The sequence below is a fragment of the uncultured Parasphingorhabdus sp. genome, from assembly GCF_963975735.1.
Lineage (GTDB): Bacteria > Pseudomonadota > Alphaproteobacteria > Sphingomonadales > Sphingomonadaceae > Parasphingorhabdus.
Map to the genome: position 1 here is coordinate 477,183 of NZ_CAXBIA010000001.1, position 24,911 is coordinate 502,093.

24 protein-coding genes are annotated in these 24,911 nt (G+C 55.0%); 13 read left to right on the forward strand and 11 right to left on the reverse strand.

Going from position 1 to position 24,911, the window contains the following annotated elements; translation table 11 throughout:
- Window positions 1-32: 32 nt before the first annotated feature.
- The 5 genes from AACZ86_RS02320 to AACZ86_RS02340 form a co-directional block, all read right to left on the reverse strand.
- Window positions 33-941 carry a DMT family transporter gene (locus AACZ86_RS02320; RefSeq protein WP_339689060.1) on the reverse strand — a complete coding sequence of 303 codons (909 nt, stop codon included), beginning with the start codon at window positions 939-941 and terminating at the stop codon, window positions 33-35.
- A 186-nt stretch (window positions 942-1,127) separates the two neighbouring features.
- Window positions 1,128-1,886, reverse strand: a complete 759-nt coding sequence (locus AACZ86_RS02325; protein ID WP_339689061.1) for an SDR family oxidoreductase — start codon at window positions 1,884-1,886, stop codon at window positions 1,128-1,130.
- A 32-nt stretch (window positions 1,887-1,918) separates the two neighbouring features.
- Complete coding sequence (locus tag AACZ86_RS02330) at window positions 1,919-2,704, reverse strand: ThuA domain-containing protein (protein ID WP_339689062.1); 786 nt, start codon at window positions 2,702-2,704, stop codon at window positions 1,919-1,921.
- On the reverse strand, window positions 2,704-3,252 hold the full coding sequence (locus AACZ86_RS02335; RefSeq protein ID WP_339689063.1) for a VOC family protein: 549 nt from the start codon (window positions 3,250-3,252) through the stop codon (window positions 2,704-2,706). Before AACZ86_RS02335 ends, AACZ86_RS02330 begins: the two co-directional genes overlap by 1 nt.
- Window positions 3,249-3,878 carry a glutathione S-transferase family protein gene (locus AACZ86_RS02340; RefSeq protein ID WP_339689065.1) on the reverse strand — a complete coding sequence of 210 codons (630 nt, stop codon included), beginning with the start codon at window positions 3,876-3,878 and terminating at the stop codon, window positions 3,249-3,251. The genes AACZ86_RS02335 and AACZ86_RS02340 overlap by 4 nt, the downstream gene beginning before the upstream one ends.
- A 182-nt stretch (window positions 3,879-4,060) precedes the next feature.
- On the opposite strand from AACZ86_RS02340, the gene AACZ86_RS02345 reads away from it, so the two are divergent.
- Together AACZ86_RS02345 and AACZ86_RS02350 are read left to right on the forward strand one after the other, a co-directional pair.
- Complete coding sequence (locus tag AACZ86_RS02345) at window positions 4,061-5,638, forward strand: aromatic ring-hydroxylating dioxygenase subunit alpha (RefSeq protein ID WP_339689067.1); 1,578 nt, start codon at window positions 4,061-4,063, stop codon at window positions 5,636-5,638.
- Between the two features lie 2 nt (window positions 5,639-5,640).
- Entirely contained in the window at window positions 5,641-6,063 is a 423-nt protein-coding gene (locus AACZ86_RS02350; protein ID WP_339689068.1) for a PaaI family thioesterase, read from the forward strand.
- Between the two features lie 3 nt (window positions 6,064-6,066).
- On the opposite strand, the gene AACZ86_RS02355 is transcribed toward AACZ86_RS02350, so the two are convergent.
- From AACZ86_RS02355 to AACZ86_RS02370, 4 genes are all read right to left on the reverse strand, one after another.
- Entirely contained in the window at window positions 6,067-6,879 is an 813-nt protein-coding gene (locus AACZ86_RS02355) for a helix-turn-helix transcriptional regulator (RefSeq protein ID WP_339689069.1), read from the reverse strand.
- A 121-nt stretch (window positions 6,880-7,000) separates the two neighbouring features.
- A complete protein-coding gene (locus AACZ86_RS02360) occupies window positions 7,001-7,234 on the reverse strand; it encodes a biotin/lipoyl-containing protein (RefSeq protein ID WP_339689071.1) in 234 nt (77 codons plus the stop codon).
- 7 nt (window positions 7,235-7,241) lie between these two features.
- The gene (locus AACZ86_RS02365; RefSeq protein WP_339689072.1) at window positions 7,242-8,243 is read right to left on the reverse strand and encodes an alpha-ketoacid dehydrogenase subunit beta; all 1,002 of its coding nucleotides are present in this window, start codon (window positions 8,241-8,243) and stop codon (window positions 7,242-7,244) included.
- On the reverse strand, window positions 8,240-9,223 hold the full coding sequence (locus AACZ86_RS02370; RefSeq protein WP_339689073.1) for a thiamine pyrophosphate-dependent dehydrogenase E1 component subunit alpha: 984 nt from the start codon (window positions 9,221-9,223) through the stop codon (window positions 8,240-8,242). Before AACZ86_RS02370 ends, AACZ86_RS02365 begins: the two co-directional genes overlap by 4 nt.
- A 456-nt stretch (window positions 9,224-9,679) precedes the next feature.
- Here AACZ86_RS02370 and AACZ86_RS02375 point away from each other — a divergent pair, with 456 nt between their 5' ends.
- From AACZ86_RS02375 to AACZ86_RS02385, 3 genes are all read left to right on the forward strand, one after another.
- Entirely contained in the window at window positions 9,680-10,681 is a 1,002-nt protein-coding gene (locus AACZ86_RS02375; RefSeq protein WP_339689074.1) for an NADP-dependent oxidoreductase, read from the forward strand.
- Window positions 10,682-10,767: 86 nt separating this feature from the next.
- Window positions 10,768-11,979, forward strand: coding sequence for an acyl-CoA dehydrogenase family protein (locus AACZ86_RS02380; protein WP_339689076.1), 1,212 nt, complete (start codon window positions 10,768-10,770; stop codon window positions 11,977-11,979).
- A 12-nt stretch (window positions 11,980-11,991) separates the two neighbouring features.
- Entirely contained in the window at window positions 11,992-13,131 is a 1,140-nt protein-coding gene (locus AACZ86_RS02385; protein ID WP_339689077.1) for an acyl-CoA dehydrogenase family protein, read from the forward strand.
- 16 nt (window positions 13,132-13,147) lie between these two features.
- On the opposite strand, the gene AACZ86_RS02390 is transcribed toward AACZ86_RS02385, so the two are convergent.
- Window positions 13,148-13,528 carry a nuclear transport factor 2 family protein gene (locus tag AACZ86_RS02390; RefSeq protein WP_339689079.1) on the reverse strand — a complete coding sequence of 127 codons (381 nt, stop codon included), beginning with the start codon at window positions 13,526-13,528 and terminating at the stop codon, window positions 13,148-13,150.
- Window positions 13,529-13,612: 84 nt separating this feature from the next.
- Between AACZ86_RS02390 and AACZ86_RS02395 the strand changes: the two genes are divergently transcribed.
- The 6 genes from AACZ86_RS02395 to AACZ86_RS02420 all read left to right on the forward strand — a co-directional run bounded on the left by AACZ86_RS02395 (window position 13,613) and on the right by AACZ86_RS02420 (window position 18,644).
- Window positions 13,613-14,383, forward strand: coding sequence for an SDR family oxidoreductase (locus tag AACZ86_RS02395; RefSeq protein WP_339689081.1), 771 nt, complete (start codon window positions 13,613-13,615; stop codon window positions 14,381-14,383).
- Between the two features lie 82 nt (window positions 14,384-14,465).
- The gene (locus AACZ86_RS02400) at window positions 14,466-14,879 is read left to right on the forward strand and encodes an OB-fold domain-containing protein (RefSeq protein ID WP_339689082.1); all 414 of its coding nucleotides are present in this window, start codon (window positions 14,466-14,468) and stop codon (window positions 14,877-14,879) included.
- Window positions 14,879-16,027: a thiolase family protein gene (locus tag AACZ86_RS02405; RefSeq protein WP_339689372.1), complete on the forward strand. Its 1,149-nt coding sequence runs from the start codon at window positions 14,879-14,881 to the stop codon at window positions 16,025-16,027. The genes AACZ86_RS02400 and AACZ86_RS02405 overlap by 1 nt, the downstream gene beginning before the upstream one ends.
- 8 nt (window positions 16,028-16,035) lie before the next feature.
- Entirely contained in the window at window positions 16,036-17,211 is a 1,176-nt protein-coding gene (locus AACZ86_RS02410; RefSeq protein ID WP_339689083.1) for an acyl-CoA dehydrogenase, read from the forward strand.
- Window positions 17,212-17,214: 3 nt separating this feature from the next.
- The gene (locus AACZ86_RS02415) at window positions 17,215-18,237 is read left to right on the forward strand and encodes an NADP-dependent oxidoreductase (protein WP_339689084.1); all 1,023 of its coding nucleotides are present in this window, start codon (window positions 17,215-17,217) and stop codon (window positions 18,235-18,237) included.
- 14 nt (window positions 18,238-18,251) lie between these two features.
- Window positions 18,252-18,644 (forward strand): limonene-1,2-epoxide hydrolase family protein, encoded by a 393-nt coding sequence (locus AACZ86_RS02420; RefSeq protein ID WP_339689085.1) that lies wholly within the window; start codon window positions 18,252-18,254, stop codon window positions 18,642-18,644.
- Between the two features lie 2 nt (window positions 18,645-18,646).
- On the opposite strand, the gene AACZ86_RS02425 is transcribed toward AACZ86_RS02420, so the two are convergent.
- Window positions 18,647-19,408, reverse strand: coding sequence for an SDR family oxidoreductase (locus AACZ86_RS02425; protein ID WP_339689086.1), 762 nt, complete (start codon window positions 19,406-19,408; stop codon window positions 18,647-18,649).
- 272 nt (window positions 19,409-19,680) lie between these two features.
- Between AACZ86_RS02425 and AACZ86_RS02430 the strand changes: the two genes are divergently transcribed.
- Window positions 19,681-22,140 (forward strand): TonB-dependent receptor, encoded by a 2,460-nt coding sequence (locus AACZ86_RS02430; protein WP_339689087.1) that lies wholly within the window; start codon window positions 19,681-19,683, stop codon window positions 22,138-22,140.
- Between the two features lie 212 nt (window positions 22,141-22,352).
- Window positions 22,353-24,815: a TonB-dependent receptor gene (locus AACZ86_RS02435; protein ID WP_339689088.1), complete on the forward strand. Its 2,463-nt coding sequence runs from the start codon at window positions 22,353-22,355 to the stop codon at window positions 24,813-24,815.
- Window positions 24,816-24,911: the final 96 nt, after the last annotated feature.

Genomic DNA, 24,911 nt, shown 5'->3' on the forward strand with positions numbered 1-24,911 from the left:
TGCTAGATTTGTTTCCTGATCCAATCAGCCATCTATGCCGGTGCTCCGGGCGTGGCGATCGGACTGTCTGATTCTGTGGTCAGGAGCGCGCCGACAGAGGCTATGACTATACAGCCGATAGCAAGCCATTGGAGGCCGCCGAGTTGCTCATGGAGAATGAACATGCCTGCGATCGCACCTATGGCCGGTTCCGCAGACAGCATGACGCCAAAGGTTCGTTCCGGGATGTGGCGTAGGGCGATCATCTCCAGTGAATAAGGCAAGGCGCTGGATAGCAGAGCCACACCCAGACCCAAAAACAGGACGGAGGGTAACAGCAAAGCCGTTCCGGCGCTGTTGATGCCGAAGGGCAGGATGACGATAGCGGCGGTGCTCATGCCCAGCGCCACCGACTGTCCCGCGTGCATGTGCGACAGGCTTTTCCCGAAAATGATATAAAGCGCCCAGAACAGCCCCGCTGCGGCTGCGAAAGCCACACCCACGGGATCCAGCGCGTGTATGCCGCCGCGGAGAGGGAGTAGAAGCCCCAGGCCTGCCACGGCAAAGCCAACCCAGAGAAAATGGATCCAGCGCCGGGCATGAATCAAGGCGAGAACCAAGGGGCCGGCAAACTCGATCGCGATGGCCGGTCCCAGTGGAATGGTCCGCAGGGACAGGTAGAATGTAAGGTTCATAAGTCCCAGCACGAGCCCGTATAAGAGCACCCGCCCGGCATCGACCCGGCTCAGTTTGAAGCGCCAGGGTCGCCAGACGCAGAGCAATATCAGGGCCGACAGGCTGACCCGCAGCGCGGCGGTTCCCTCCGCGCCAATCACCGGAAACATCTGTTTCGCAAAGGAGGTCCCGACCGCCAATGACACCATCCCGCCAAATAGAGCAAGATAGGGCATGGCTGTCCAGAGCGGTGATGACGGGGCGAGTTTTGATTGGGGTGTCGACATGACGCGGGATATAATGCGCTTTGGGGCGCTTGCATCATAAAATCATCGGAATATCGTTGGAAATCATGACAATGACAATTTGTGGCTTGGCGGCCATGCCCGCACTGATGCCCACAATGGTTATCGGGACGTGCCCAAAGGGCAGATCAAGCTTCCCCTTCCAGCAGGAAGGGGAAGCTTTTCAACTTAGAATTGTACGCGTTTGGTAAAGCCACCATCGATCACCAAATGGGCGCCGGTGGTGTAGCTGGATGCAGGGCTGGCGAGGAAGACGACGCCGCGGGCGACGTCATCGGCGGTGCCGAAATCACCCAGTGCGAAGCCGGCTTTGGTGCCTTCGTAAAATTCCGGCATGCCCTTTTCAATCTGCGACCAGTTGCCGCCCGGGAACTTGATCGGTCCCGGGGAAACCATGTTGACGCGGATACCCTTGGGCCCCAGCGACTGGCTGAGCTGGCTGCCGAAGGTGATCAGCGCGGCTTTCATCGCGTTGAATGCCTGTGGCGCGACAAAGGTTTCGAACGCTGCGGTGGAAGACATGAAGATCACGCTGCCGTCGTCTGATTTTTCCAGATAGGGTTCGAGCACTTCCATAGCCTTGACCGCACCGAGTATGTCGGTGTTGAAGGTGACTTCCCAGTCACCGGTCGCGCCGGCACCGGAAGAGCTGACATTGTGGATGAAAATATCGCAGCCGCCGAGATCGCCCGCCGCTTTTTCCAGCCATTTGGCATAGCCGTCGAGATCGGTCATATCGAGCGCGTCGGCGATCACCTTGCCGCCATGGGCTTCGAGTTCTTTTTTCGCGGTCGCGACCTGATCGGCATTGCGCGAGAAGAAAGCGACATCAGCGCCTTCCGCTGCAAAATGCTCCAGCGCCGCGCGGCCGAGGCCACGGCTTCCGCCAGTGAGAATGACTTTTTTGCCCTTGAGTCCTAAATCCATTGTAGTCTCCTTTGTGTTTCGTGAAATCGGGGTTAGAATTTTGCTATGGCGGTTTCGCAGCTCCAGCCGATGCCGCGCCGCAGCAGGTCATAGATGATCGGCTGCTGCCAGCCGGAACGGTCCACTTCGGGCCACCAGTCGAGCACCGGCTCCATGTCATAATGGCCACGGCAGTGACCCATGGTCAAATAGAGGACCGCGCCTTCGCCCATCCGGCGGATATAGAAGACCGGATGGCGGCTCTTCGTGATGTCGCTGTGAACAAAGCCGCTGATATCGTCCGTGCCATTATATTCGGTGTCGAGAAGGACATCGAGTTCGGCGCGGGTCTCGACCAGATATTGTTCGTCGACGGTTTCAAAGCTGGGGATACCCTTGACCAAAGGATGATCGGGCTGGGCATTGTCGACCGTGAACGGAATGATCGGTGGATGGGACAGGAAGCGGGTACCAAGCGTGTCGGCAAAGACCGGCATTTCATCCGGCGCATCGACAAGACCGTTTTCCAGAAATTTCAGAACCGCGTTGGTTCCGTGCAGGGCGAAATAGCGGCCACCGCCGTTGACAAAATCCTGGATATTCTTTTGCGCTGCCTCGCTGGGCTGGAGGTCGCAGGTATAGCTGACCAGAAAATCTGCGTTCTTGATCGCGTCAAGATTCTCATAATCCTCGAACACCCGCACCCTGATCCGGTCATCCTCGGCGAGCAGTTTCATCACTTCCAGCCGGGCATAATCGATATCATGATATTTGCCGGCGGCGACCAGAACACACTGGATCGGCTTCTGGTCGGGGCGGCGTTCTGGCGCTTCGGTCATTATTCTTTTCCTATTATCGGATTTGTTTGGCCATCCCAGTCGAGATGCATCTGGCGCATCGCCGCGAAACCGTCGATTCCGGCTTGCGGGATTTGCAGATATTCGATGATAGTGCCGGGTCCGCCGCCATAATCGGCGTAGAAAGCACCACCGACACCGCCGGGCAGGCTGACTTCCTGAATGACTTCGCCGCCGGCTTTTTCGGTCAGCGCGCGGGCATGATCGAGATCGTCGACGATCAGGCAGAGATGCTGGACGCCCTGAAGTCCTTTTTCGCGCCAGTCCCTGAACATCGACGGCGCATCATTGTTGGGGCGGATCAGTTCGACCTGGACGTCACCCCAATAGCCGATCGCCATCGAAAACTGGATGTCGGACGGCTCTCCGCGATATTTGACATTTTCCACCTCGACTTTTTCGGTGTGGAAAAACGGACCTGCGCCCATTTTACTGGTCCAGTAATCGAGCGCCGCGTCATAGTCGTCCGGTACATAGCTGATCTGCATGATCGAGCCGAGCTTGGCGAGGGAGGCTGGAGTTTCGCTCATTCGCTGTCCTGCCAGACTTTGGAGGAGGGGCGCTGACCGATCCGATCGACAAATTTCGCGAGATTGTCCGTACCCTCGGGCAAGGACCATCCGATCGTATAGCCGAACTGGATGAAACAATAGGCGATCAGGTCCGCCATGGTGAACTTGTCCTGGCAGATATAGTCCTTGCCCTCGAGCTGAGCGTCCAGCCACTTCCATTTATTGTCAGACATGCGCGAGAGATCTGCTGCGCCTTCTGCGCCGACAACATCCATTCGTGGTTCGAACATCGGCCGACCGACGCCGCCGCGGAAACCGAGGGTCATCGGAACGGCGATTTCCAGATCGATCCTCCGGGTCCACATCCTTACTTCGGCGCGCTCCTCAGCGGTCGAGCCGATCAGCACCGGTTCGGGATGGGTTTCTTCGAGATATTCGGCGATCGCCATGATTTCGCTCAGCATGAAGCCATTGTCGAGTTCGAGCACCGGCGTCGTGCCGAGAATATTCTTGTCCGAGAATCCCGGCTGCCGGTTTTCGGCGGTCAGGATATCGATATGCACGCGTTCTATATCGAGGCCTTTCTCGAGAATGAACATGCGCACGAAACGCGGGTTGGGACCAAGGCTGGAATAAAGCTTCACTTGAAATTTCTCCTTTGGGACGGATTCGCTTCCATCTCTATATGATGCAAAGATACACAGGTAATCACCGGGGACTAACCTCTCAAAAACAACAGGCGATGCTGCCAGATTCACTAGTGGCCGACGGGCTTGTTTAGGCTATTTTGATCGAAACAAAGACGTTTAGTTTTCAGGAGAAGATGATGGTTGAGACTTTAACCGGACATAATCGGTCGAATGGTATTTCCTACACGGAATTGCTGGAAGGCGACAAAGTTGCGCCCCCGGCTGTTTTTCTGGAGGAATCACCGATGGAGCCCGGCGTCACCACCGTCGAGGTCAGCCGTTACTGGACCAAGGAAGAGCATGACCGGGAGGTCGAGAGACTCTGGAAACGCGTCTGGCAAATGGCTTGCCACAAGGATGATATCAAGAATGTCGGTGATACTTTCGTTTACGATATTGCCGGACTTTCTTTTCTGGTTGTCCGGGTCTCGGAAGACGAGATCAAGGCCTATCCCAATAGCTGCATGCATCGCGGCCGCGCGATTTGCGACAATCACAAAAAGGGTCAAAAGGCGCTCCGCTGCCCCTTCCATGGCTGGTCGTGGGAACTGGACGGCAAATTGAAGGAAGTTCCTTGCCAGTGGGATTTCCCATCGGTGACCGCAGAGACCCACAGCTTGAAGGAAATCAGCGTCGGTGAATGGGGCGGTTTCGTGTTCATCAACCCGGATCGCGATTGTGAGCCGCTGGAAGATTTCCTCGGCGATATTGATCGCCATTTCCAGATTCCGTTCGAACGACGTTTCAAGGCGGCGCATATGATCAAGCGGCTGCCGTGCAACTGGAAAATTGCCCAGGAAGCGTTCATGGAATCCTATCATGTAGTCGGCACCCATCCCGAGCTGATGCCGGCTTTTGCCGATGCGAACAGCAAATATGATGTCTGGCACAATATGTCCCGGGCGATGTCGGCCCATGGTCAGCCAAGCCCCCATACCGATCTGGTCAATCCCGATCCGACAGCCTTTCCGGATCAGAAAGCGTTCCAGAGTTTCGTCCATCCGATCAGCAAGCACAAGTTCGAGCGGCTGGAAGAGAATCGCGTCAAAGTTTCTTTGCCCAATGGCAAGAGCGGCATTTTCGATATGGATGCCAATTATATCGAGGGTGATGTGACATCTGCAGATCCGCATATGTGCAACTGGATCGGTGGCAAGATTGCACCGGACGATGAAAATATGCCGATGGTCTATAGCGATGTTTCTGCGCATGCCTTGCGTGACGAGGCGGCGCAGGCACGGCGGGAGGAAATGCGCCCGGCATGGGGCGACATGGTTGATGATATCAGCGATGCCGATCTCGTCGATGCGATTTTTTACAGCGTCTTCCCGAACATCAGCCCCTGGGCGGATTTCAATCCTATCTTCTACCGGTTCCGGCCAGACGGCGATAATCCGGAGCAATCCCTGCACGAAGTGATGTTCATGGTCCCGTTGCCCGAAGGCGCGGAGCGGCCCGAGCCAGCGAAATGCACGTTCCTAGACCTGCATGACGACTATACCCAGGCGACCGAGTTTGGCAGCTATCTGAACAAGATTTTCAATCAGGATTATCTCAATCACAAAGCCATGCAGAAAGGCATCAAAAGCCAGCCGAATGGTGTGGCGCTATTTGCCCAATATCAGGAATCCAAGCTCCGCCATTTCCATGACACGCTCAACCTGTGGCTGGATTCGGAAGAGCCGCCGAAAAGCCCAAAGAAGGCGGTTGCCTGACGTTGGAGAATATTCTGGCGGATAATATCCCGGCCGGTTTTGAGCGGGCAAGATTTTCCAGCCCGTTTCTGGACATGGCCGGGCCATATTATGAGCGCCAGGGCGACGGATGCATCATTGTCGCGACCCGGATCAACGAGGGTCACATCAACCATATCAAGGTTGCCCACGGCGGTGTGCTCGGCACATTGGCGGATGTGGCGCTTAGCTATCAGGTGCACCGTGCGGAGAAGCCCGCACTGCCGGTGGCCACGATGAACCTCAACACCAACTTTCTGGCCGGGGCAAAGCTCGGCGACTGGGTAGAGGCCTATGCCCGGATAGACAGGATCAGCAAGCGCACCGCTTATAGCAGCGGACGAATAATCTGCGGTGAGCAAGTGCTGATGACGATGACCGCGGTCTTCGCGATATTGCGGAAATAGACCTTAGTCGGTCGCGCCCAGATATCCCAGCTGGCCGGCCTTGAATATCGTCTGCCCACGATTGACGCTGTTGAGCTTTTGTCCCGCCCGGTTGACGTGATAGCGGATGGTCGCATGGCTGAGCGACAGGATCATGCTGATCTCCTTGTCGGTCTTGCCGATCGCGGCCCAGTGCAGGCATTCGGCTTCGCGCTTGGATAGGATGCAATTTGCCGGCATCCGGTGTTTTTCGCGCATGGCCAGAACATAGCCGGTGACGAAACGGCTGGTGACGATACCGAAAAAGTCGGAATATAGCCGATAGGCTTCGGTAAGGTCGGCAATATCCCGGTCAAGCGGCGTGAAGCTGACGGCCGCGATCTGGCCGAATGGCAGGTGCACGGGGATCAATATGGCGGATTTGGCTGTGGCGCCCTCGGCATAAAAATCCTTGAGGTCGATTTTGTCGAGATATTCATTCGACCAATGTCCGTGAAAGCCGTCGGCGTTGCACCAGATCGGTTCGCTCTCGTAGCGACAGGCCCGGGGCAGGGGAGAACTGAGCGCCAGGCGGGTGTCCTCCCACCAGCGTTCGCCTTCTGCAACCCAGCCAAAAACTTCCTTGTTGATCAGATTCCCGTCGGCATCGACAAGATGTGCCTTCGATGAAATATCAGCCGAAACCGCGATCCGGAAACCATAGGATTGAGAAATTTTATGGACCGCTTCGGCAGCCGGACGAATTTCGGCCGGATTGGTAATGGTCACACTGTCCAGATTCTTGCGAAATCGTTGTCGACCAATTTCGGGAATCACGGCAATAAAATTCTCGGCCATTCGGCTACACTCCTCGCGACGTATATTGTTTTTCTTCGTCGTGTGTCGCGGTGTTTGGTTTTGCAGTCAACCAAACATTCCTACCAAAACAGATAGGAGGAGTGAGCCCTCTGGGTCGTCTCTATTCGATCGTTCCGATCAGTTCGCCAACCGGATATTCTTCGCCGTCCGCCTGAATGATAATCGTCAGTTTTCCGCTTGCCGGTGATTCAACTTCCTGTGTCGATTTCTCATTTTCCAGCGCATAGATTTCCTGACCCGCGGTTACATCCGCGCCGTCTTCGACCAGCCATTCCGCAAGAATGCCGGTTTCCATGCTGAAACCCAATTTTGGTATGCGTATTTCTGTTGCCATTATATTTTTACCCTAAGATTTTATGTACTTCACGTTCGACATCGTCCTGATTGAACATCCAGGCCTTCTCGATCGCAGGAGAAAAAGGAACCGGTGCATAGCCGGAACCGACACGGCCAACGGGGGCCTTGAGTTCGGAGAATAGTTCTTCATGGATACGCGAGGAGATTTCCGCGCCCACACCAAAGTTTCTCACCGCTTCGTGAACAACCACTGCCGCCTTGGTCTTGGCAACGCTTTTCAGCACCGTTTCTTCGTCAAACGGGGCGATGGTGCGAAGATCGACGATTTCGCAGGAGATACCATCCTTGGCGAGATTGTCCGCAGCGCCATGGCATCGGCTGATACTGCTGCCGTAGCCGATCAGCGTAATATCCGTGCCTTTGCGGGGAACTGATGCCTTGCCCAGCGGTACAACATGGTCCGGCGCCGGGGCAGGGCCCTTGACGAAATAGCCGGGCGTATTCTCGATGAAGATCACCGGGTTGGGATCCATGATTGACGAATAAAGCAGGCCATAAGCATCGGCAGGGTTGGAGGCTGCGACAACCTTGAGCCCGGGGACATGGGCGAGCCACGCTTCGAGCATGTCGCTATGTTGTCCGCCGAGACCGGTACCTGCGCCGGTGGTCGTGCGGATGGTCAGCGGCACGGTGGTTTGGCCGCCGGACATGAAGCGAAGTTTTGCCGCGTGATTGACAATCTGGTCCATCGCGACGGTGATGAAATTCATCAGCATGATTTCAGCAACCGGCTTGTAGCCGACCATCGCAGAGCCAACCGCGGCGCCGACAATAGCCTGTTCGGAAATCGGGGTCGAACGGACGCGGTCGGTGCCGAATTTTTCGGACAGGCCGAGCGTCACTTTAAACACGCCCCCGCCTTGCTCGTCGGCGATATCTTCGCCCAGCAAGATGACTTTGGGATCGTCTGCCATCGCTTTGGCCAAGGCCATGTTACAAGCCTGGGCGAACATGATTTCTTTTGGCTTCTCGACTTTATCGGTCATGCTGCAATCTCCACGTCGAGGACATCGATGCGATATTCATCGCCCGGAGGATAAGGGGCATCGAGCGCGAACTGCGATGCTTCTTCTATGATCGCCGCATTTTTGGCTTCGATCGCAGCGATATCCGCTTCGCTGACCTGAATGTCGAGCAGCTGCTGGCGCAGGATCGGCATCGGATCATCCTTTTTCGCCTGCTCCATTTCCTCTTTCGGAATATAATGGCTGGTGTCGCCCAGCAGATGGCCGTGGAAACGGAAGGTCATCGCTTCGATCAATGTCGGTCCATGGCCCGCCCGCGCATATTCGACGGCTTCTTTTGCCGCTGCATACATGGCGCTGGCATCATTGCCGTTAACCTGCACCGAGCGCAGGCCAAGGCCTTCTCCGCGCTGCTTGATCGAATCCGAACTGGTGGCGAAAGACATGGGAGTGTGCTCGGAATATAGATTGTTCTGGCACAGGAAGATAACCGGCAGTTTCCAGACCTGCGCCATGTTAAGCCCTTCGTGGAATGCGCCGATATTGGTCGCGCCATCACCGAAGCAGCAGACCGTGACCTTGCCGTCCTTGTCGAGCTGGCTGGCCAGCGCGAGGCCATTGGCGATCGGGATGCCCGAGCCGACGATGCCGGTGGTAACCATCACCCCGGTTTCGGGATGGGTGATATGCATTGGCCCGCCTTTGCCCTTGCAGGTTCCGGCCATTTTACCGGCAAATTCTGCCCAGAGGTCTTTCGAAGGGATTCCCTTTGCCAGCTGATCATGCAGTCCGCGATAAATTGTGACGAGATAATCCTCTTTGTTTACCGCTGCCATCATCGCCGAGGAGACCACTTCCTGGCCGCGTACGGGATAATAGACAATTTGTAGCTGACCCGCTCCGATCATCTGGCGGAACTTGATGTCCGATTGCATGATCAGGTCGGCGCGGGTGAAAATATCAATGAGGACATCTTTGTCCGCCATGTCAGTATTGGCCAAGGCTTTGCTCCTTTGTAATGCCGCCCTCTGATGGGGACGCTTTCGTTCAAAACTTCATAGCGCGAGCGGGCTGACTCGCCACTATTGTTATAGGGAGTGAGACGCGAATTTCAGGCTTTTTAGTCACGCGTGTCGCCCGACCCCGTTGATCGTGAAACCAGTCTCGAGCGGTACGGGTCTAGCCCCCGAATCAATCGGGAAAACACAAGCCGGTGGTTGTCCTATAGCCTCTGTCGCCCAATGAAATGGCCGCCTGCAATCCGATAGGCTCCCGGCTAGCCCACTATAATAAGTGCCTTTCATCTTCTGTGCTTCGCGATAGGTTTTGTCCTGCCAAGAGCGCAGAATACTGTCTGCTGCGACAGCATTTTAATCGGTCAGCTATCAAAGCTGGCAGTTCGGTTGATCGCAGGAATCCGTCTAACAGGTTGCCAAGTCTTCCAATGGAGAGAGAAAATGACCGACAACAGGCAATGGCTGATCAACGGACGTCCCAGAGGACGCGGACTGCTGACTGATGATTTCAAGAAAGTTGTCACCGAGGTGCCTGAATGTGCCGAAGGCCATGTGTTGGTTAAAAACGAGATACTGGGTTTCGATCCGGCTCAAAAAGGTTGGATGGAAAATATCGGCGGCTATGTCGCCCCTACCGAAATCGGCGAGGTGATGCGCGCGTCCGGGATAGGGACCGTCGTCGAATCGCGGCATCCCGACTTTGCCGCAGGCGATAAAGTCATGGGTATGTTGCGCTGGCAGGATTATGCCCATGTTCGTGGCGGTGACTTGAACAAGGTTCCCGACGACGAATTGCTGGCCGCCAATCTCGGCGCGCTCGGTACCACCGGGATGACGGCTTATTTCGGCCTCCTGAAACATGGCCGGCCTCAGCCAGGCGACACGGTCGTCGTGTCCGGCGCGGCCGGTGCAACCGGTTCGATGGTGGGGCAGATTGCAAAAATTGCCGGATGCCGGACGATTGGCATCGCTGGCGGTGACGAAAAATGCAAATGGCTGACCGACGAAGTCGGCTATGACGTGGCGATCGATTATAAGAACGACGATGTACGGGCGAAGCTGAAAGAGCATTGCCCCCAGTCGATCAACGTCTTTTACGATAATGTCGGCGGCAGCATCCTCAACGATGCGCTGGCCCATCTGGCGATGCACGCCCGAGTCACGATTTGTGGCGGCATATCGCGTTACGAACAAGGCGGTTTGCCCGCCGGCCCCGAAAATTATTTCAACCTGATCTTCAAGCGGGCCACCATGTCCGGCTTTATCGTGAGCGATTACGGGAGCGAATTCCCGGAAGCGCAGAAACGTATGCGCCAATGGATCAAGGAGGGCAGGATTACGTTCAAGGAAGATATCCAGAACGGTTTTGACAACATTCCTGCAACATTGAATCGTCTGTTTGCAGGCCAGAATTTCGGCAAGCAAATGCTCCGTCTGGATTGATGCAGTCGATGTTATCGCTAGTTAAATGCACAGTGCCCGCATCGTATAGGCTGTCATATGACACTGTTGTCACGAGAGGTTAGGTCATGAGCGATCTGGAAGAATTCCGCGCAGAAGTGCGGACTTGGCTGGACGAAAATTGCCCCGTAGAAATGCGGGACGGGGATATTACGGCGGAAAACCAGTGCTGGGGCGGACGTCAGTGGGAATTCCAGTCCGAAGCGCAGAAACTCTGGTTCGAGCGCGCGCTGGCCAAAGGCTATACCGTGCCGACCTGGCCGACCGAATATGGCGGTGCCGGCCTTTCCTCCGACGAAGCCAAAATCCTTGAGGAAGAGCGGCAGGCGATCAACGCACGCAAGCCGCTGAGCAATTTCGGCATATCGATGCTAGGCCCCGCATTGCTTGCTTTTGGTACCCATGAACAAAAAGAGCAGCATTTGACCGGAATTGCCCGCGGGGAAATTCGCTGGTGTCAGGGCTATTCCGAACCGGGAGCCGGATCGGATCTTGCTTCACTCAAAACCCGATGCGAGGACAAGGGCGATCACTGGCTGATCAACGGCCAGAAGGTCTGGACGTCCAATGCAGATATTTCCGATTGGATTTTCTGTCTGGTGCGCACCGATTTCGATGCCCCCAAACATCAGGGTATCACTTTCATCCTGATCGATATGGCGAGTGAAGGCATTAGCGTTAAGCCGATCGTGCTCATCTCCGGCCATTCCCCTTTTTGCGAGACGTTTTTCGACGATGTCAAAGTGCCCAAAAGCTATGGCGACAATAATGCATCGGTCGTCGGCGAGGTCAATCGCGGCTGGGATGTTGCGAAAAACCTGCTGGTGCATGAGCGCGGTATGCTCGGCACCATGTCGCCGCTGCGTGGAACAACCGGGCCGGAAAGTCTGGGGAAATTTGCTGCCGATCAAATCGGACTGGATGCGGCCGGACGTCTTGACGATCCATCCCTTCGTCAGCGCATAGCGCAAGCGGAGCTCGACAACTGGGCCTATAATTTGACCGTTGAACGGCTGACCGACGAAGCCAATGCGGGCAATGGCCTGGGCGCCAAATCGTCGATGCTGAAATATGTCGCTTCCGAACTCACCAAGCGCGGCACCGAGTTGCGTATGGATATCGAAGGCACGACAGCGGCAATCATCGGTGAAGACGGCATCGAATATGGCAGCCTCGCCAATAACTGGCTCTACAACCGGGCCTATTCCATTCTTGGCGGCACTACCGAAGTTCAATTCAACATCATTTCCAAGCGTGTCTTGGGTTTACCGAGCCAATAGGGCGAATTAGTCATGCCGCTGATACTCAACGAAGAACAACAAATGCTGCAGGATGCGGCAAACGGGTTCCTGATAGAAAAGGCGCCTGTATCGGCGTTTCGCAAAGTCCGCGATAACAAGCCGGCGGACGGTTTCTGTCGCGAACTCTGGTTGGAAATGGCACAAATGGGATGGGCCGGGATCATCGTCGATGAAGCGCATGGCGGCAGTGGTTTCGGCTATGTCGGCGCCGGCGTGCTAGCGGAGCAAATGGGTCGCAATCTGACGGCTTCACCCTTTTTCTCAACCTCCGTTCTGGGCGCAACCGCGATTCAGCAATATGGAACTCAAAAGCAAAAAGAGGAAAATCTGGCAGCGATTAGCAGCGGCGAAAGACTGTTCGCATTGGCGGTCGACGAGGGGCCTCGCCACAATCCCAGCCGGATCGCATTTTCGGCCGAACCGAAGGGCAACGGCTTCGTCCTTTCCGGCGCGAAAACTTTCGTTGCCGACGGTCATGTTGCTGACAAGCTGATCATCGCTGCCCGCACGTCGGGTGAACAGGGTGACGCGCATGGCATCACGTTGTTCCTTGTTGATGCAGATGCGCCGGAAATTGTCCGCGAGCACATGCCGATGGTAGACAGTCGCAATGCTGCCAATATTTCGGTCGATGGCCTCGAGGTCACCGGCGATGATATATTGGGCGACCTGGATGGCGGCTACGGCGCGCTGGAAGGCATTTTGTCCGCGGGCCGTGCCGTGCTGAGCGCCGAGATGTCCGGTTCGGCGCAAGAGGTTTTCGGGGTCACTACGGATTATCTCAAGGAACGCGAGCAATTCGGCCAGAAAATCGGGTCCTTCCAGGGATTGCAACATCGGGCAGCCCATTTGGCGACCGAAATCGAAATGATGAAATCGGCCGTGCTGAAATCGCTGAAAGATCTTGATGAGGATTTTGACAATGCGGGACTGACCTGCTCACTGGCCAAGGCAAAAACAGGGCAGGTTGCCCAGCTTGCAACGCAAGAGGCGATCCAGATGCACGGCGGAATCGGTGTGACCGACGAATATGATGTCGGCCTCTATTTCAAGCGGGTCCATGTTGCCCAGCAGATGTTTGGCGACGCAGGTTTTCACAGTGATCGCTGGGCAAAAAATTCCGGCTTTTGATCAGTCGCGGAGCGACCTAGGCGGTTCTGACGGTCACATTGCCCGGGCCAAAATGGGCCGTCATCTTCTTCACTTTGCCAGCCGGGTCAAATTCGAAAATATCGATGACATCCACGGTCAGGATCTGACCGTCGGGGCGGTTGATTTCGGCGCGGAACGGGAAAGCGGCTGCTTTTTCGGAAATGCGCACGGGACCGGTCAGCTCGACCTTGGCGCCGCCGGAAAATGCATTGATATAAAATTCCAGGATATCATCGCCACGCTTTGGTTCTGTGCCGACCGGGTCTTCGACTTCGGCATCATCGGCATAAATCATCATCACCGCTGGCATGTCGCCTGCGTTTATTGCGGCCAGATATTGGTCCACGGTGTGCTTTATATGTTCCGGCGTCAGCATCGAGCATCCTTTCGTAAGAGATTGTGCCGGAACTAGAGTGTCGGGGCCAGAGAAGCCTCTGCTGAATTTGATAGGGAGAAGAATATGTCGGGTCAATTGAAGGGCAAGGTTGCGATAGTGACCGGCGGGGCATCGGGTATCGGTGCTGCGACCGTCGAGCGCTTTGTTCAGGAAGGCGCCAAAGTCTTGTCTACCGATGTCCAAGAAGAACTGGGACAATCCGTTGCTGACGAGGCCGGCGCAATGTTCATGGTTCAGGATGTGTCCGATGCCCAGGCATGGGATCGGGTAATGGCTAAGGTCCAAAGCGAACATGGGCGGCTGGACATATTGGTCAATAATGCCGGAATCGTGATCGGTAAAAATATCGAGGATGTCGATCTCGAAAGCTGGCACCATCTGCTCGGCATCAATCTGACCGGCGTCATGCTGGGGTGCCAGAAGGCGATTGCCGCGATGAAGAAAAATCCCGGCGGTTCCAGTGGTTCGATCATCAATATCGCGTCGACCAGTGCATTCGCCGCGCTCCCTAGTGATGTCACCTATACGGCCTCCAAAAGCGCGGTGCGGATGTTGTCCAAATCGGTGGCGGTCCATTGCGCGCAGAGCGGATTGAATATCCGGTGCAATAATCTGGTTCCTGGCGCGACCCACACCGCTATTATCGATACCGCGGCGGAGACTGTTCCCGGCATGGTTGCAATGGCAGCCGCCATGTCGCCGATGAACCGAATCGGGCAGGGCAGTGATCTTGCCGCAGCCGCGGTATATCTGGCTGGCGATGACAGCAGCTTCGTTACGGGGAGCGATCTGCTGGTCGATGGCGGCATGCTGGCGGTGCATCCGGGCTACTGACCCGGTCCATCCTAGCCGTTTTGGCAGTTATTGGCAGCCCGCTTTCCCTCTTATAGGACTCGCAGAAAAGGGAGAGATCTTTGTGAGCGCACAACCGATTGCCGACAATCTGTTTACCGAAGACATGAACGCACTCGTCGGTGCGAGAAACAAGGAAACCGGGCAGATATTTTTCCCGCTGCCATTGAATCCGGCAGATAATATCGAACCGATTGCGCTGGCCACCCGCGGAACAGTCTGGACCTACACGGTCCAGCGTTTTCCGCCCAAGCCCCCCTATATCGGACCCACCGATCCGGAAAAATTCAAACCTTATGTGGTCGCCTATGTCAGCCTGCCGGGCCAGACGATGGTCGAATCGCGCTTGACCGGTATCGAACCGGATGATGTCAAAATCGGTATGGAAGTAGAGTTTACGGTGATCCCGCTGGATCCCGATGCTCCGCCAGAAGAGCAATTGCTCATCCACGCCTTCAAACCTGTCGAGGGAGAATAATAATGTCAGACGTTTGCATCGTAGGAGCAGGCATTCACCCCTTTGGCCGGACCGAAGGACGTGACGGCATGGACCAGGGAATTTTCGCGGTCAGGCAGGCACTGGCAGATAGCGGTATCGAATGGAAAGATGTCGAGTTCGCCTTCGGCGGCTCTGCCGCCTCGGGCAGCGCGGACAATATGGTGTCCCAGCTGGGCCTGACCGGTATCCAGTTTATCAATGTCTCCAATGGCTGTGCAACCGGCGGATCGGCCCTCAACGCAGCGGTGAGCGCGATCAAGTCGGGCGAATATGAAATGGGCATGGCGGTCGGTTTCGACAAGCATCCGCGCGGTGCTTTCAATGCTGACCCGTCGGCCTATGGACTGCCCAACTGGTATGGTGAAGCCGGCTATATGCTGACCGTGCAATTTTTCGGTGCGAAAATCATGCGCTATCTGCACGAGCATAATATCAGCCGCGAAACATTGGGCCGGGTTGCCGAAAAGGCGTTCCGCAACGGGGTAAAAACCGATCACGCATGGCGGCGCAGTGAGGTTGATCTCGATACGATCATGAACGCGCCGATGATCTGTGATCCGCTGACCAAATATATGTTCTGTTCGCCAGCCGAAGGAGCTGTAGCGCTCATTCTCGCAAGCGAGAAAAAGGCGAGGGAATTGGGTGTTCCGATCATCCGGCTCAAGTCTTCGGTTATGCGCACGCGGCCAGCCGGATCTTTCGAGGTATTTGCCGCTTCTATCGATAACGAGCGCGGCGGAACAGCAACCGGAATAGCGTCCAAGGCAGCCTTTGAACAGGCTGGCATGGGGCCGGAGGATATTGATATCGCGCAGTTGCAGGATACGGAATCCGGTGCGGAAATCATGCACATGGCGGAAAACGGTTTTTGCAAGCCGGGCGAACAGGAACAATGGCTGCTTGAGGGGCGCAGCGAGATCAATGGTCAATTGCCGATCAATACCGACGGCGGTTGTCTCGCTTGTGGCGAACCGATTGGAGCTTCCGGCCTGCGGCAAGTATATGAAAATGTCGTGCAACTGAGGGGTACGGCAGGCGCGCGGCAGGTGCCGGGTGATCCGAAAACGGCCTATACGCAAGTCTATGGCGCGCCGGGCGTATCTGCCGTAACGATTCTTCAAAGATAGGAGATTCGATGACCAAGGAAATCAGCGCCGAGGCGCATGACATGGCTGAACGGGTTGAGAAATTCGTTCGCGACAAGATTTTTGCCTATGAAAAAGACGAGCGTTGCGAAGACCATGGTCCGACCGACGAGCTTGTGCAGGAAATGCGGGTGCTCGCCAGGGAAGCGGGTGTTCTGACGCCGCATATCCGTGAGGATGGCAGCCATCTGACGCATCTGGAGACGGCGCTGGTATTGCGCAAGTCCGGATTGTCCCCGTTGGGGCCGCTGGCGGTCAATACGTTCGCGCCCGACGAGGGCAATATGTATCTGCTCGGCAAATGCGCGTCGCCGGAGCAGAAAGAGCGGTTCCTCGAGCCGCTGGTATCCGGCCGCGAGCGTTCCGCGTTTTTCATGACCGAACCGGCCAGTGAAAATGGCGCGGGTTCCGATCCGATGATGATGCAGACGACCGCAGAACCGGACGGCAATCACTGGGTGATCAACGGTCGCAAGACGTTCATAACCGGCGCCAAGGGTGCAAAGGTAGGGATCATCATGGCGAAGTCCGCCGAGGGCGCGACCATGTTCCTTGTAGACCTTCCCGATCCGGCGATCAGAATCGAACGGGTACTGGACACGATCGACAGCTCGATGCCGGGTAGTCATTCGGTCGTGCAAATTGACAATCTTCGCGTTCCCGCAGACCAGATGCTGGGTGAGAGCGGGGAAGGTTTCAAATATGCGCAGGTGCGACTGTCGCCAGCCCGCCTGACTCATTGCATGCGCTGGCTTGGTTGCTGTGACCGGGCGCAGGAAATCGCGATTGACTATGCGTGCAAACGGCATGCGTTTGGCAAGCCGCTTATCGATCACGAAGGTGTCGGTTTCATGCTGGCGCAGAACCAGATCGATCTCAAACAGGCTGAATTGATGATCGACTGGTGCGCCGGGGTACTCGATACAGGCGATTTGGGAACCACCGAAAGCTCGATGGCGAAGGTCGCTGTTTCCGAAGCCTTGTTCCGAATCGCCGATAATTGCGTGCAGGTCATGGGTGGCACAGGATTGAGCAAAGACACGGTGGTCGAACAGGTGTTCCGCGAAGTGCGTGCATTCAGGGTCTATGACGGCCCGACCGAGGTCCATAAATGGTCGCTCGCCAAGAAAATCAAGAAATCACATAAAATCGCGAATGAAGGATAATATATGACCACGAACCGCAAATTCACGCTCGTCAGCCGTCCGATTGGTGCACCCAAGGAAAGCGATTTCGCGCTGGTCGAGGAAGATTTGCCTGAACTCACTGAGGGTTCGTTTCTGGTCCGCAATCATTATATCTCGCTTGATCCGGCCCAGCGCGGCTGGATGAGTGATGCGGAAAGCTATATGCCGCCAATCGCACTGGGTGCAGCGGTTACGGCGAGCAGTGTCGGCAGAGTTGCAGAATCCAGGAACCCGGATTTTCCGGTAGGACAATGGGTTGTCGGGCTCGGCGCGATGGAAGAATATTCGATCGTTCAGGCAGGCGGGTTCACATCGCCGGTCGACGCTTCTCTGGTTCCTTCGCCGACCAATTTTCTCTCCGTCCTCGGCGCGGTCGGGATGACAGCCTATTTCGGTATGATTGATGACGGAAAGCCCAAGGCTGGCGAAACGCTGCTGGTAACCGGAGCGGCCGGGGCAGTCGGTTCGCTGGTCGGGCAGATCGGCAAGATCAAGGGCTGCCGGGTTGTCGGTATCGCCGGTGGCGCCGACAAATGTCGCCGTCTGATCGACGATTATGGTTTCGATGCAGCGATAGACTATCGCGGCAAGAGCCAGGCCGATCTTGAAAAGGAAATCGCGGCGGCAGCGCCCGATGGCGTCGATATCATCTGGGAAAATGTCGGCGGCGAAATTCTCGACGCCGGGATTACCGCGATCAACGAATATGGCCGCGTCGTACTCTGCGGTCTGATCAGCGAGTATAACAGCCCGGAACCGGTCGGTATTCGCAATCTCTGGTATCTGATCTCGCGTCAGGCCACGATCAAGGGCTTCCTCGTTCGCGATTATCCGCCGCGCTTTGCTGAAGGCATCGCCGAAATGGGCCAATGGCTTGCCGAGGGCAAGATCAAGCATGACGAGGATATCGATAAGGGCATTGAAAATAGCTATGCCGCTTTCATGAAGCTCTTCTCTGGCGCTAACCAGGGCAAGATGATCCTCGACGTGTCGCCAGCAGAATAGAAGGAAGTATGACCATGTCCGATAGCAAGCAACAGGTTCTCGACTTTATCGATGCCTGGAACCGGCTGGACTATGATGCGATCTATGCTGCCATGGCGGACGATATTTTCTATCATAATATCCCGATGGAGCCCTGTGTCGGCATTGATGCGGTCAAAGCGTTTTTTGACGGCTCCGGCATGGGCTCCGACGGGGCGGAATGGATCGTGCACCATATTGTTGCCGAGGGCGACACGGTGTTGACCGAGCGTACCGACAAGTTCCGGATCAACGGCCGTTGGATTGCCATCCGGGTAATGGGCACGTTCGAAATGCACGACGGCAAGATCGCCAAATGGCGGGACTATTTCGATCTCGCGGAATTCCAGAACCAGATGGCGACCGCCATGGGGGCAGCCGCCTCCTGAGATCAGGCTGGCTTGTAGAGCACGCCATTGTCGACCGGATATTCACCGGCGGTCATGAAGCGCGATTCATCGCTCGCCAGATAGACGCATAAAGCCGCGACATCATTGGGGTGACCCAGATCACCGATTTTTATCATCCCAGTTGCCGGTGTTTCCCCGCCACCCGCGCCGACGGCTTCCTGCCGCACCATGGGCGTGTCGATACCGGCGGGATGCAGGCTGTTGCAGCGGATGGGATAATCCTGTTCCTTGCAATGCAGCGCCACGGATTTGGTCATCGACCGCACACCGCCCTTTGCGGCGCTATAGGCGACAAACGGGGAATAGCCCTGCAAGGCCGCCATCGAACTGAGGTTGATGATCGAGCTCGGCTGGTCGTTGGCTTTCATCGCCCTGACCGCAGCGCGGCATCCCAGAAAAACGCCGTCTAGCATGATTGACGTATGCCTGCGGAACAGGTCGAGCGTACAATCCTCGATCGTTCCGGGAATCACCAGCCCGGCGTTGTTGACCAGAATGTGAGGCGTTCCAAAAGCGTCGATCGTTGCCGAGAATATTTCATCCCAGCGCTGTTCTTCGACGACATCCTGTTGCAGGGCGATCGCATTGGCGCCAATCGCATCGGCGACTTTTGTGACAGCCTCCATATCAATGTCGGTCAGTACGACCCGAGCGCCTTCTGCAGCAAATGTTTCGCTAATTGCTTTGCCCAAGCCGGAGCCGGCTCCGGTGATGATTGCAATTTTTCCGTTGAGGCGACTCATCTATTATTCTCCCGTGATCGACTATTACAGGCCTATAAGCGGTTGCTTCCCGGCTCGCGCAATTCCTATTTTGGTTAGCACCAACGCCGATTGTCGGTCAAAAATGAACAAATGTTGCGCAAAAAACACAGTTTCTCATATTTGCTATCAAATTGGCTAGCAGAGCCAGCAGAAAGTCACGCTTAAGATAAATTAATAACAAGGCGGAGCAAACCGTCGGAATTTTAAGCTAGGCACTGGCTAAATATGTCAGGCCAATTTGGGAGAGATCAATGACCAGACATTCTTCACGCAACAAATCCGCCTTGAAAAGTAAGACCGCAAGATCCTTTTTATTGGGGTCCGTCGCTAGCTTGGCGTTCGCTGGTCTTGCCTCGCCTGCAGCGGCTCAAGATTCAGATGAAATCAATGAAGCCACGATAATCACAGTGATTGCGCGAAAGCAAACTGAATCCTTGCAAGAGGTCCCCGTGACCGTGACCGCGATCGGTGGAGACACGCTGGAAAAATATCAGGTGAACGAAATCGCCGATGTCGTGAGCCGCGTTCCGGCTCTCAACGTCCAGGTCGGCGGTTCCGGTTCCGGTGGCCAGATCAGTTTGCGTGGTGTTGGTTCTTCCAATATTTCGGCATCATTTGACTCTGCCGTCGCGTTCGATTTTGACGGCGTTCAGGTCAGCACGATGCGGATGGTTCAGGCAGGCTTTTTTGACGTTCAGCAAATAGATGTTCTCAAGGGTCCGCAATCCCTGTTTTTCGGCAAGAGCGCCTCGGCTGGTGTGTTTGCCATTCGTTCGGCCAACCCGACCCAGGAATGGGAAATGGCTGGCAAGGCTTCCTACGAATTTGAAGAAAAAGGCTATACTATCGGTGGCCATATTTCCGGCCCGATCAGTGACACGCTTGGTATTCGTGTCGCAGCACAATATCAGGACATCGAAGATTATGTAAAGCTGGCGCCTGGAACGGCGGCTTTCAATCCGGATGGCAGCATCAGGGATTCAAGAGGCCTCGAGAATTTCTTTGGTCGTGTCACCCTCCAATGGGATCCTGCGGATAAATTTAGCGCCAATTTGAAATTGAACTATGTCAAAAACAAAAACGATGGTGCTGTAGGCCATTCCGATATCAATTGCGGTGCAAATGGCGTGGCCGACTCTGTATATCTGCTGTCAGGTGGCCTGGTCATTCCTTCAAACGCTGACTGTAACGACAGAGACGGTCTTTACCATCATTCAGACGGCGCTGCGGCTTTGACAACCAAGGTTCCTGACGGATCAGCCGGGAATCCCCGCTTTCAAAATGGCGTCCCATATGGCGAAACGGATATCTTTTTTGGAAGACTGAAATGGGATCTCGATCTTACCGATACGCTGACACTTTCATCGGTTTCCGGCTATCTGAGTCTCGATGCAGTCGATACCGATTGCTATGCCTATGTCGGGCAATTTTCTCCAACCGTGCCCGCCAATGCCGGCTGTAGTGACCCGCAGAACAAGACGGAGCAGTTCACGCAGGAACTCCGTATTTCCAGCGATTTTGACGGAATGTTCAATTTCATGGTGGGGGCATTTTACGAAGATCGTGATATTGATTTCAACACCTCGCAACAGGGCGTGAACATCTCGTTCGTGGCACCCGACCCGGTAACCGGAAACACTTACGACTGGTTCAAGAAGCAGAATACCAAAACAGAGGCGCTATCGTTTTTTGCCAGTGCTACACTGGATCTGACGGAGCAACTGGAACTGTCAGGCGGCGTTCGCTGGACCGACGAGAAGAAAGTCTCGAGAATCAGTGTTCCTTATGTTCATACATTCCTGTCGTCGACGCCGGCATTTATAAACAGCGGCTTCTTCTCGGGTCCGATTACATTTAAGGACTCCAATTTCTCGCCAGAAGTCTCTCTGAAATATCAGGCCACGCCGGATATCAATATCTATGGTGCCTTCAAGACAGGTTTCAAATCGGGTGGTATTGATAATAGTGCGTTGCCATCGAACAGTTTGCTGGGTTTCAACGACCCGGATCCGGCCGTCCGTCAGGCAGTTGCCGATGCGCTTAAATTCAAATCCGAAACCGGCCTGGGCGGCGAAGTTGGCGTCAAGGCGCAGTTCGCAGACCGGACAGTAACATTGAATACCTCAGTGTTCTATTATGTGTTCGACGATCTGCAGGTTCAGAATTTCGACGCCGCGACGGTTCAGTTCCAGACCTTCAACGCCAGCCAGTTGACCAGCAAGGGTGTCGATGTTGAATGGGGATGGCGTACGCCGGTCGACGGGCTGAATCTTTCTGGTTCGCTCGCCTATACGGATGCCAAATTCACCGCACCGTTTGTGACTACCTCGGGTGAGGATATCGACGGTCGGAGAGCGGCACGCGCACCTAAATTCGCCGCCAATGCAGCCTTCGATTGGTCGATACCGATGTCAGATGCCTTGGAGCTGGGTTTGAACGGCAACCTGCAATATAGCGGAGCCTATTTCACCAATGAAGATTCCGCAGCGGATCTGAAGCAGGACAGCTATGTTTCTATCGATGGTTCTATTTCCGTTGGTGATCCTGACGGCAAATGGAAATTGTCGCTGGTCGGCGTCAACCTGACCGACGAAATCTGGATCAATACCAGTGGCGGTCGTCCGTTCCTTGAACCAGGCGTTGGTGACGATCTCGTGGTCACACAAAATCGTGGCCGTCAGGTGTTTGTGGAAGCCGCTTTCAAGTTCTGATCAACCTTCCGTTGATGAAATCGGGCCGGGGCAGCGCAAGCTGATCCCGGCCTGTCATTTTTGGTAATACGGGTGGGTATCAAATAGCGAAAGTGACAGTAGCAGAGGCCGACCGACCTGCTAGTCGCTGGGAAATAAGGCGGCACGGATAAAGCTGTCAATTTTGGATGTACCTCAGGTTCATAGCTGAGGTATTTTTTTTGGAGGTTCTAATGAATACATATTCAACACGTCTTGATAAAATGTTGCCCCGCAATTCCGTTCGGGGACTGTTGATGGGTACGGCAGCGAGTCTGGCTTTTGCCGGTATCGCAGCTCCAGCCTATGCGCAGGACGGTGTCGAATATGATGATAGCAATGTCATTACCGTGATTGCTCGCAAGCAGACTGAATCCTTGCAAGAGGTCCCCGTGACCGTGACCGCGATCGGTGGAGACACGCTGGAAAAATATCAGGTTAACGAAATTGCGGATGTCGTGAGCCGCGTTCCCGCTCTCAACGTCCAGGTTGGTGGTTCCGGTTCCGGTGGCCAGATCAGCTTGAGAGGTGTCGGTTCTTCCAATATCTCCGCATCATTTGACTCTGCTGTGGCGTTTGATTTTGACGGCGTTCAGGTCAGCACCATGCGGATCGTCCAGGCCGGTTTTTTTGATGTGGAGCAGATCGATATTCTCAAAGGACCGCAATCGCTGTTCTTTGGTAAAAGTGCGTCCGCCGGTGTTTTCGCTATCCGTTCCGCCAACCCGACACGGGAATGGGAAATGGCTGGCAAGGCTTCCTACGAATTTGAAGAAAAAGGTTATACCTTCGGCGGGCATATTTCCGGACCACTCTCAGACACGCTCGGCATCCGCGTAGCGGGACAGTATCAGGATATTGAAGACTATGTGAAAGTCCAACCCGGCACACCGGCGTTCAATCCCGATGGCAGTTTCAGAGACAGCCGCGGACTGAGCAATTTTGTCGGTCGCGCAACCCTGCAATGGGATCCGGTTGACAATTTCAACGCAAATCTGAAACTGAATTACGTCAGAAACAGAAGTGATGGCGCCGATTCCCATACCGATATCAGCTGTGGTGCAAATGGCGTCGCCGATCCGGTATATTTGCTGCAAGGCGGTCTCGTCATTCCATCCAATGCGAATTGCAATGCTACTGACGGTCTTTACGGCATGTCAGACGGTGCCGCAGCATTGGTTAGCAATGTTCCAACCGGCTCGGGTGGCGACAATACGAGTTTTGAAAATGGCATTCCATTTGGCAAAACCGACATTTTCTTTGGCCGATTGAAATGGGACCTTGATCTGAGCGAGACGCTGACATTGTCTTCGGTATCCGGCTACCTCAGCCTCGATTCAGTCGATACTGATTGTTATGCTTATACCGGCGCACTTGCACCCGGCGTTGCCGGTAACGCAGGTTGCAGTGACCCGGTAAACAAGACCGAGCAATTTACCCAGGAATTGCGCATCACGAGTGATTTTGACGGCATGTTCAATTTCATGCTGGGTGCATTCTACGAAACCCGCGATATCGATTTCAATACATCGCAACAGGGTGTGAACATCTCGTTCGTAGCGCCTGATCCGGTCACCGGCTTTACCTATGACTGGTATAAGAAGCAGAATACCAAAACCGAAGCGCTATCGTTCTTTGCCAGCGCGACTCTGGATCTGACCGACCGGTTGCAGCTGTCCGGTGGCGTGCGTTGGACCGACGAAAGCAAGATTTCGACAATCAGTGTTCCTTATGTTCATTCATTCCTGTCTGCGACGCCAGCCTTTATCAGCAGCGGCTTTTTCTCGGGGCCGATTGAATTCTCGGACTCCAATTTCTCGCCGGAAGCATCGATCAAATATCAGGCAACGCCGGATATCAATATCTACGCTTCGTTCAAGACCGGCTTCAAATCGGGCGGCATTGATAATAGTGCGTTGCCATCCAACAGCCTGCTCGGATTTAACGATCCGGATCCCGCTGTCCGTCAGGCCGTTGCAGATGCGTTGAAATTTGATTCCGAAACGGGAATTGGTGGCGAAATCGGTGTTAAGGCACAGTTTGCCGATCGCACCGTCACCTTGAACACTTCGGTCTTTTATTATGTATTTGATGATCTTCAGGTGCAGAATTTCGATGCCGCAGCGGTACAGTTCCAGACCTTTAACGCCAGCCAGCTTACCACGCAGGGTGTCGATGTCGAATGGGGATGGCGTACACCGGTTGAGGGGCTGAACCTTTCGGGTTCGATCGCTTATACGGATGCAGAATTTACCGCTCCATTTGTAACAACATCGGGTGAAGACATTAATGGCCGGTCTGCGGCGCGTGCACCAAAATTTGCAGCAAATGCGGCATTTGACTGGACCGTACCGATGGGTGATGCGCTGGAATTGGGCCTGAACGGCAATCTGCAATATAGCGGATCCTATTTCACCAACGAAGATTCAGCATCCGACACCGTACAGGACAGCTATGTGTCGATTGACGGTTCGATTTCTGTTGGTGATCCGGACGGCAAATGGAAATTGTCGCTGGTCGGCGTCAACCTGACCGACGAAATCTGGGTCAACACCAGCGCAGGTCGTCCGTTTCTTGAGCCAGGCGTGGGTGATGATGAAGTCTGGACCCAAAACCGCGGCCGTCAAGTCTTTGTCGAAGCTGCATTTAAATTCTGATCGACCTCCCGTTGATCTGATCTGGCCGGGACAGCTTGCTGTGCCCGGCCTTTTTTTGGCCGGTAATCGATAGCCATTATGAGAGTGGCATCGGTC

What these genes read in the sequence shown, in the direction of transcription:
- AACZ86_RS02435 (WP_339689088.1), top strand. Translation starts at nt 22,353, where the DNA reads ATGAATACATATTCAACACGTCTTGATAAAATGTTGCCCCGCAATTCC.
- AACZ86_RS02330 (WP_339689062.1), bottom strand. Translation starts at nt 2,704, where the DNA reads ATGACCGAAGCGCCAGAACGCCGCCCCGACCAGAAGCCGATCCAGTGT.
- AACZ86_RS02430 (WP_339689087.1), top strand. Translation starts at nt 19,681, where the DNA reads ATGACCAGACATTCTTCACGCAACAAATCCGCCTTGAAAAGTAAGACC.
- AACZ86_RS02410 (WP_339689083.1), top strand. Translation starts at nt 16,036, where the DNA reads ATGACCAAGGAAATCAGCGCCGAGGCGCATGACATGGCTGAACGGGTT.
- AACZ86_RS02325 (WP_339689061.1), bottom strand. Translation starts at nt 1,886, where the DNA reads ATGGATTTAGGACTCAAGGGCAAAAAAGTCATTCTCACTGGCGGAAGC.
- AACZ86_RS02395 (WP_339689081.1), top strand. Translation starts at nt 13,613, where the DNA reads ATGTCGGGTCAATTGAAGGGCAAGGTTGCGATAGTGACCGGCGGGGCA.
- AACZ86_RS02360 (WP_339689071.1), bottom strand. Translation starts at nt 7,234, where the DNA reads ATGGCAACAGAAATACGCATACCAAAATTGGGTTTCAGCATGGAAACC.
- AACZ86_RS02355 (WP_339689069.1), bottom strand. Translation starts at nt 6,879, where the DNA reads ATGGCCGAGAATTTTATTGCCGTGATTCCCGAAATTGGTCGACAACGA.
- AACZ86_RS02425 (WP_339689086.1), bottom strand. Translation starts at nt 19,408, where the DNA reads ATGAGTCGCCTCAACGGAAAAATTGCAATCATCACCGGAGCCGGCTCC.
- AACZ86_RS02415 (WP_339689084.1), top strand. Translation starts at nt 17,215, where the DNA reads ATGACCACGAACCGCAAATTCACGCTCGTCAGCCGTCCGATTGGTGCA.
- AACZ86_RS02385 (WP_339689077.1), top strand. Translation starts at nt 11,992, where the DNA reads ATGCCGCTGATACTCAACGAAGAACAACAAATGCTGCAGGATGCGGCA.
- AACZ86_RS02365 (WP_339689072.1), bottom strand. Translation starts at nt 8,243, where the DNA reads ATGACCGATAAAGTCGAGAAGCCAAAAGAAATCATGTTCGCCCAGGCT.
- AACZ86_RS02345 (WP_339689067.1), top strand. Translation starts at nt 4,061, where the DNA reads ATGGTTGAGACTTTAACCGGACATAATCGGTCGAATGGTATTTCCTAC.
- AACZ86_RS02320 (WP_339689060.1), bottom strand. Translation starts at nt 941, where the DNA reads ATGTCGACACCCCAATCAAAACTCGCCCCGTCATCACCGCTCTGGACA.
- AACZ86_RS02335 (WP_339689063.1), bottom strand. Translation starts at nt 3,252, where the DNA reads ATGAGCGAAACTCCAGCCTCCCTCGCCAAGCTCGGCTCGATCATGCAG.
- AACZ86_RS02390 (WP_339689079.1), bottom strand. Translation starts at nt 13,528, where the DNA reads ATGCTGACGCCGGAACATATAAAGCACACCGTGGACCAATATCTGGCC.
- AACZ86_RS02380 (WP_339689076.1), top strand. Translation starts at nt 10,768, where the DNA reads ATGAGCGATCTGGAAGAATTCCGCGCAGAAGTGCGGACTTGGCTGGAC.
- AACZ86_RS02375 (WP_339689074.1), top strand. Translation starts at nt 9,680, where the DNA reads ATGACCGACAACAGGCAATGGCTGATCAACGGACGTCCCAGAGGACGC.
- AACZ86_RS02420 (WP_339689085.1), top strand. Translation starts at nt 18,252, where the DNA reads ATGTCCGATAGCAAGCAACAGGTTCTCGACTTTATCGATGCCTGGAAC.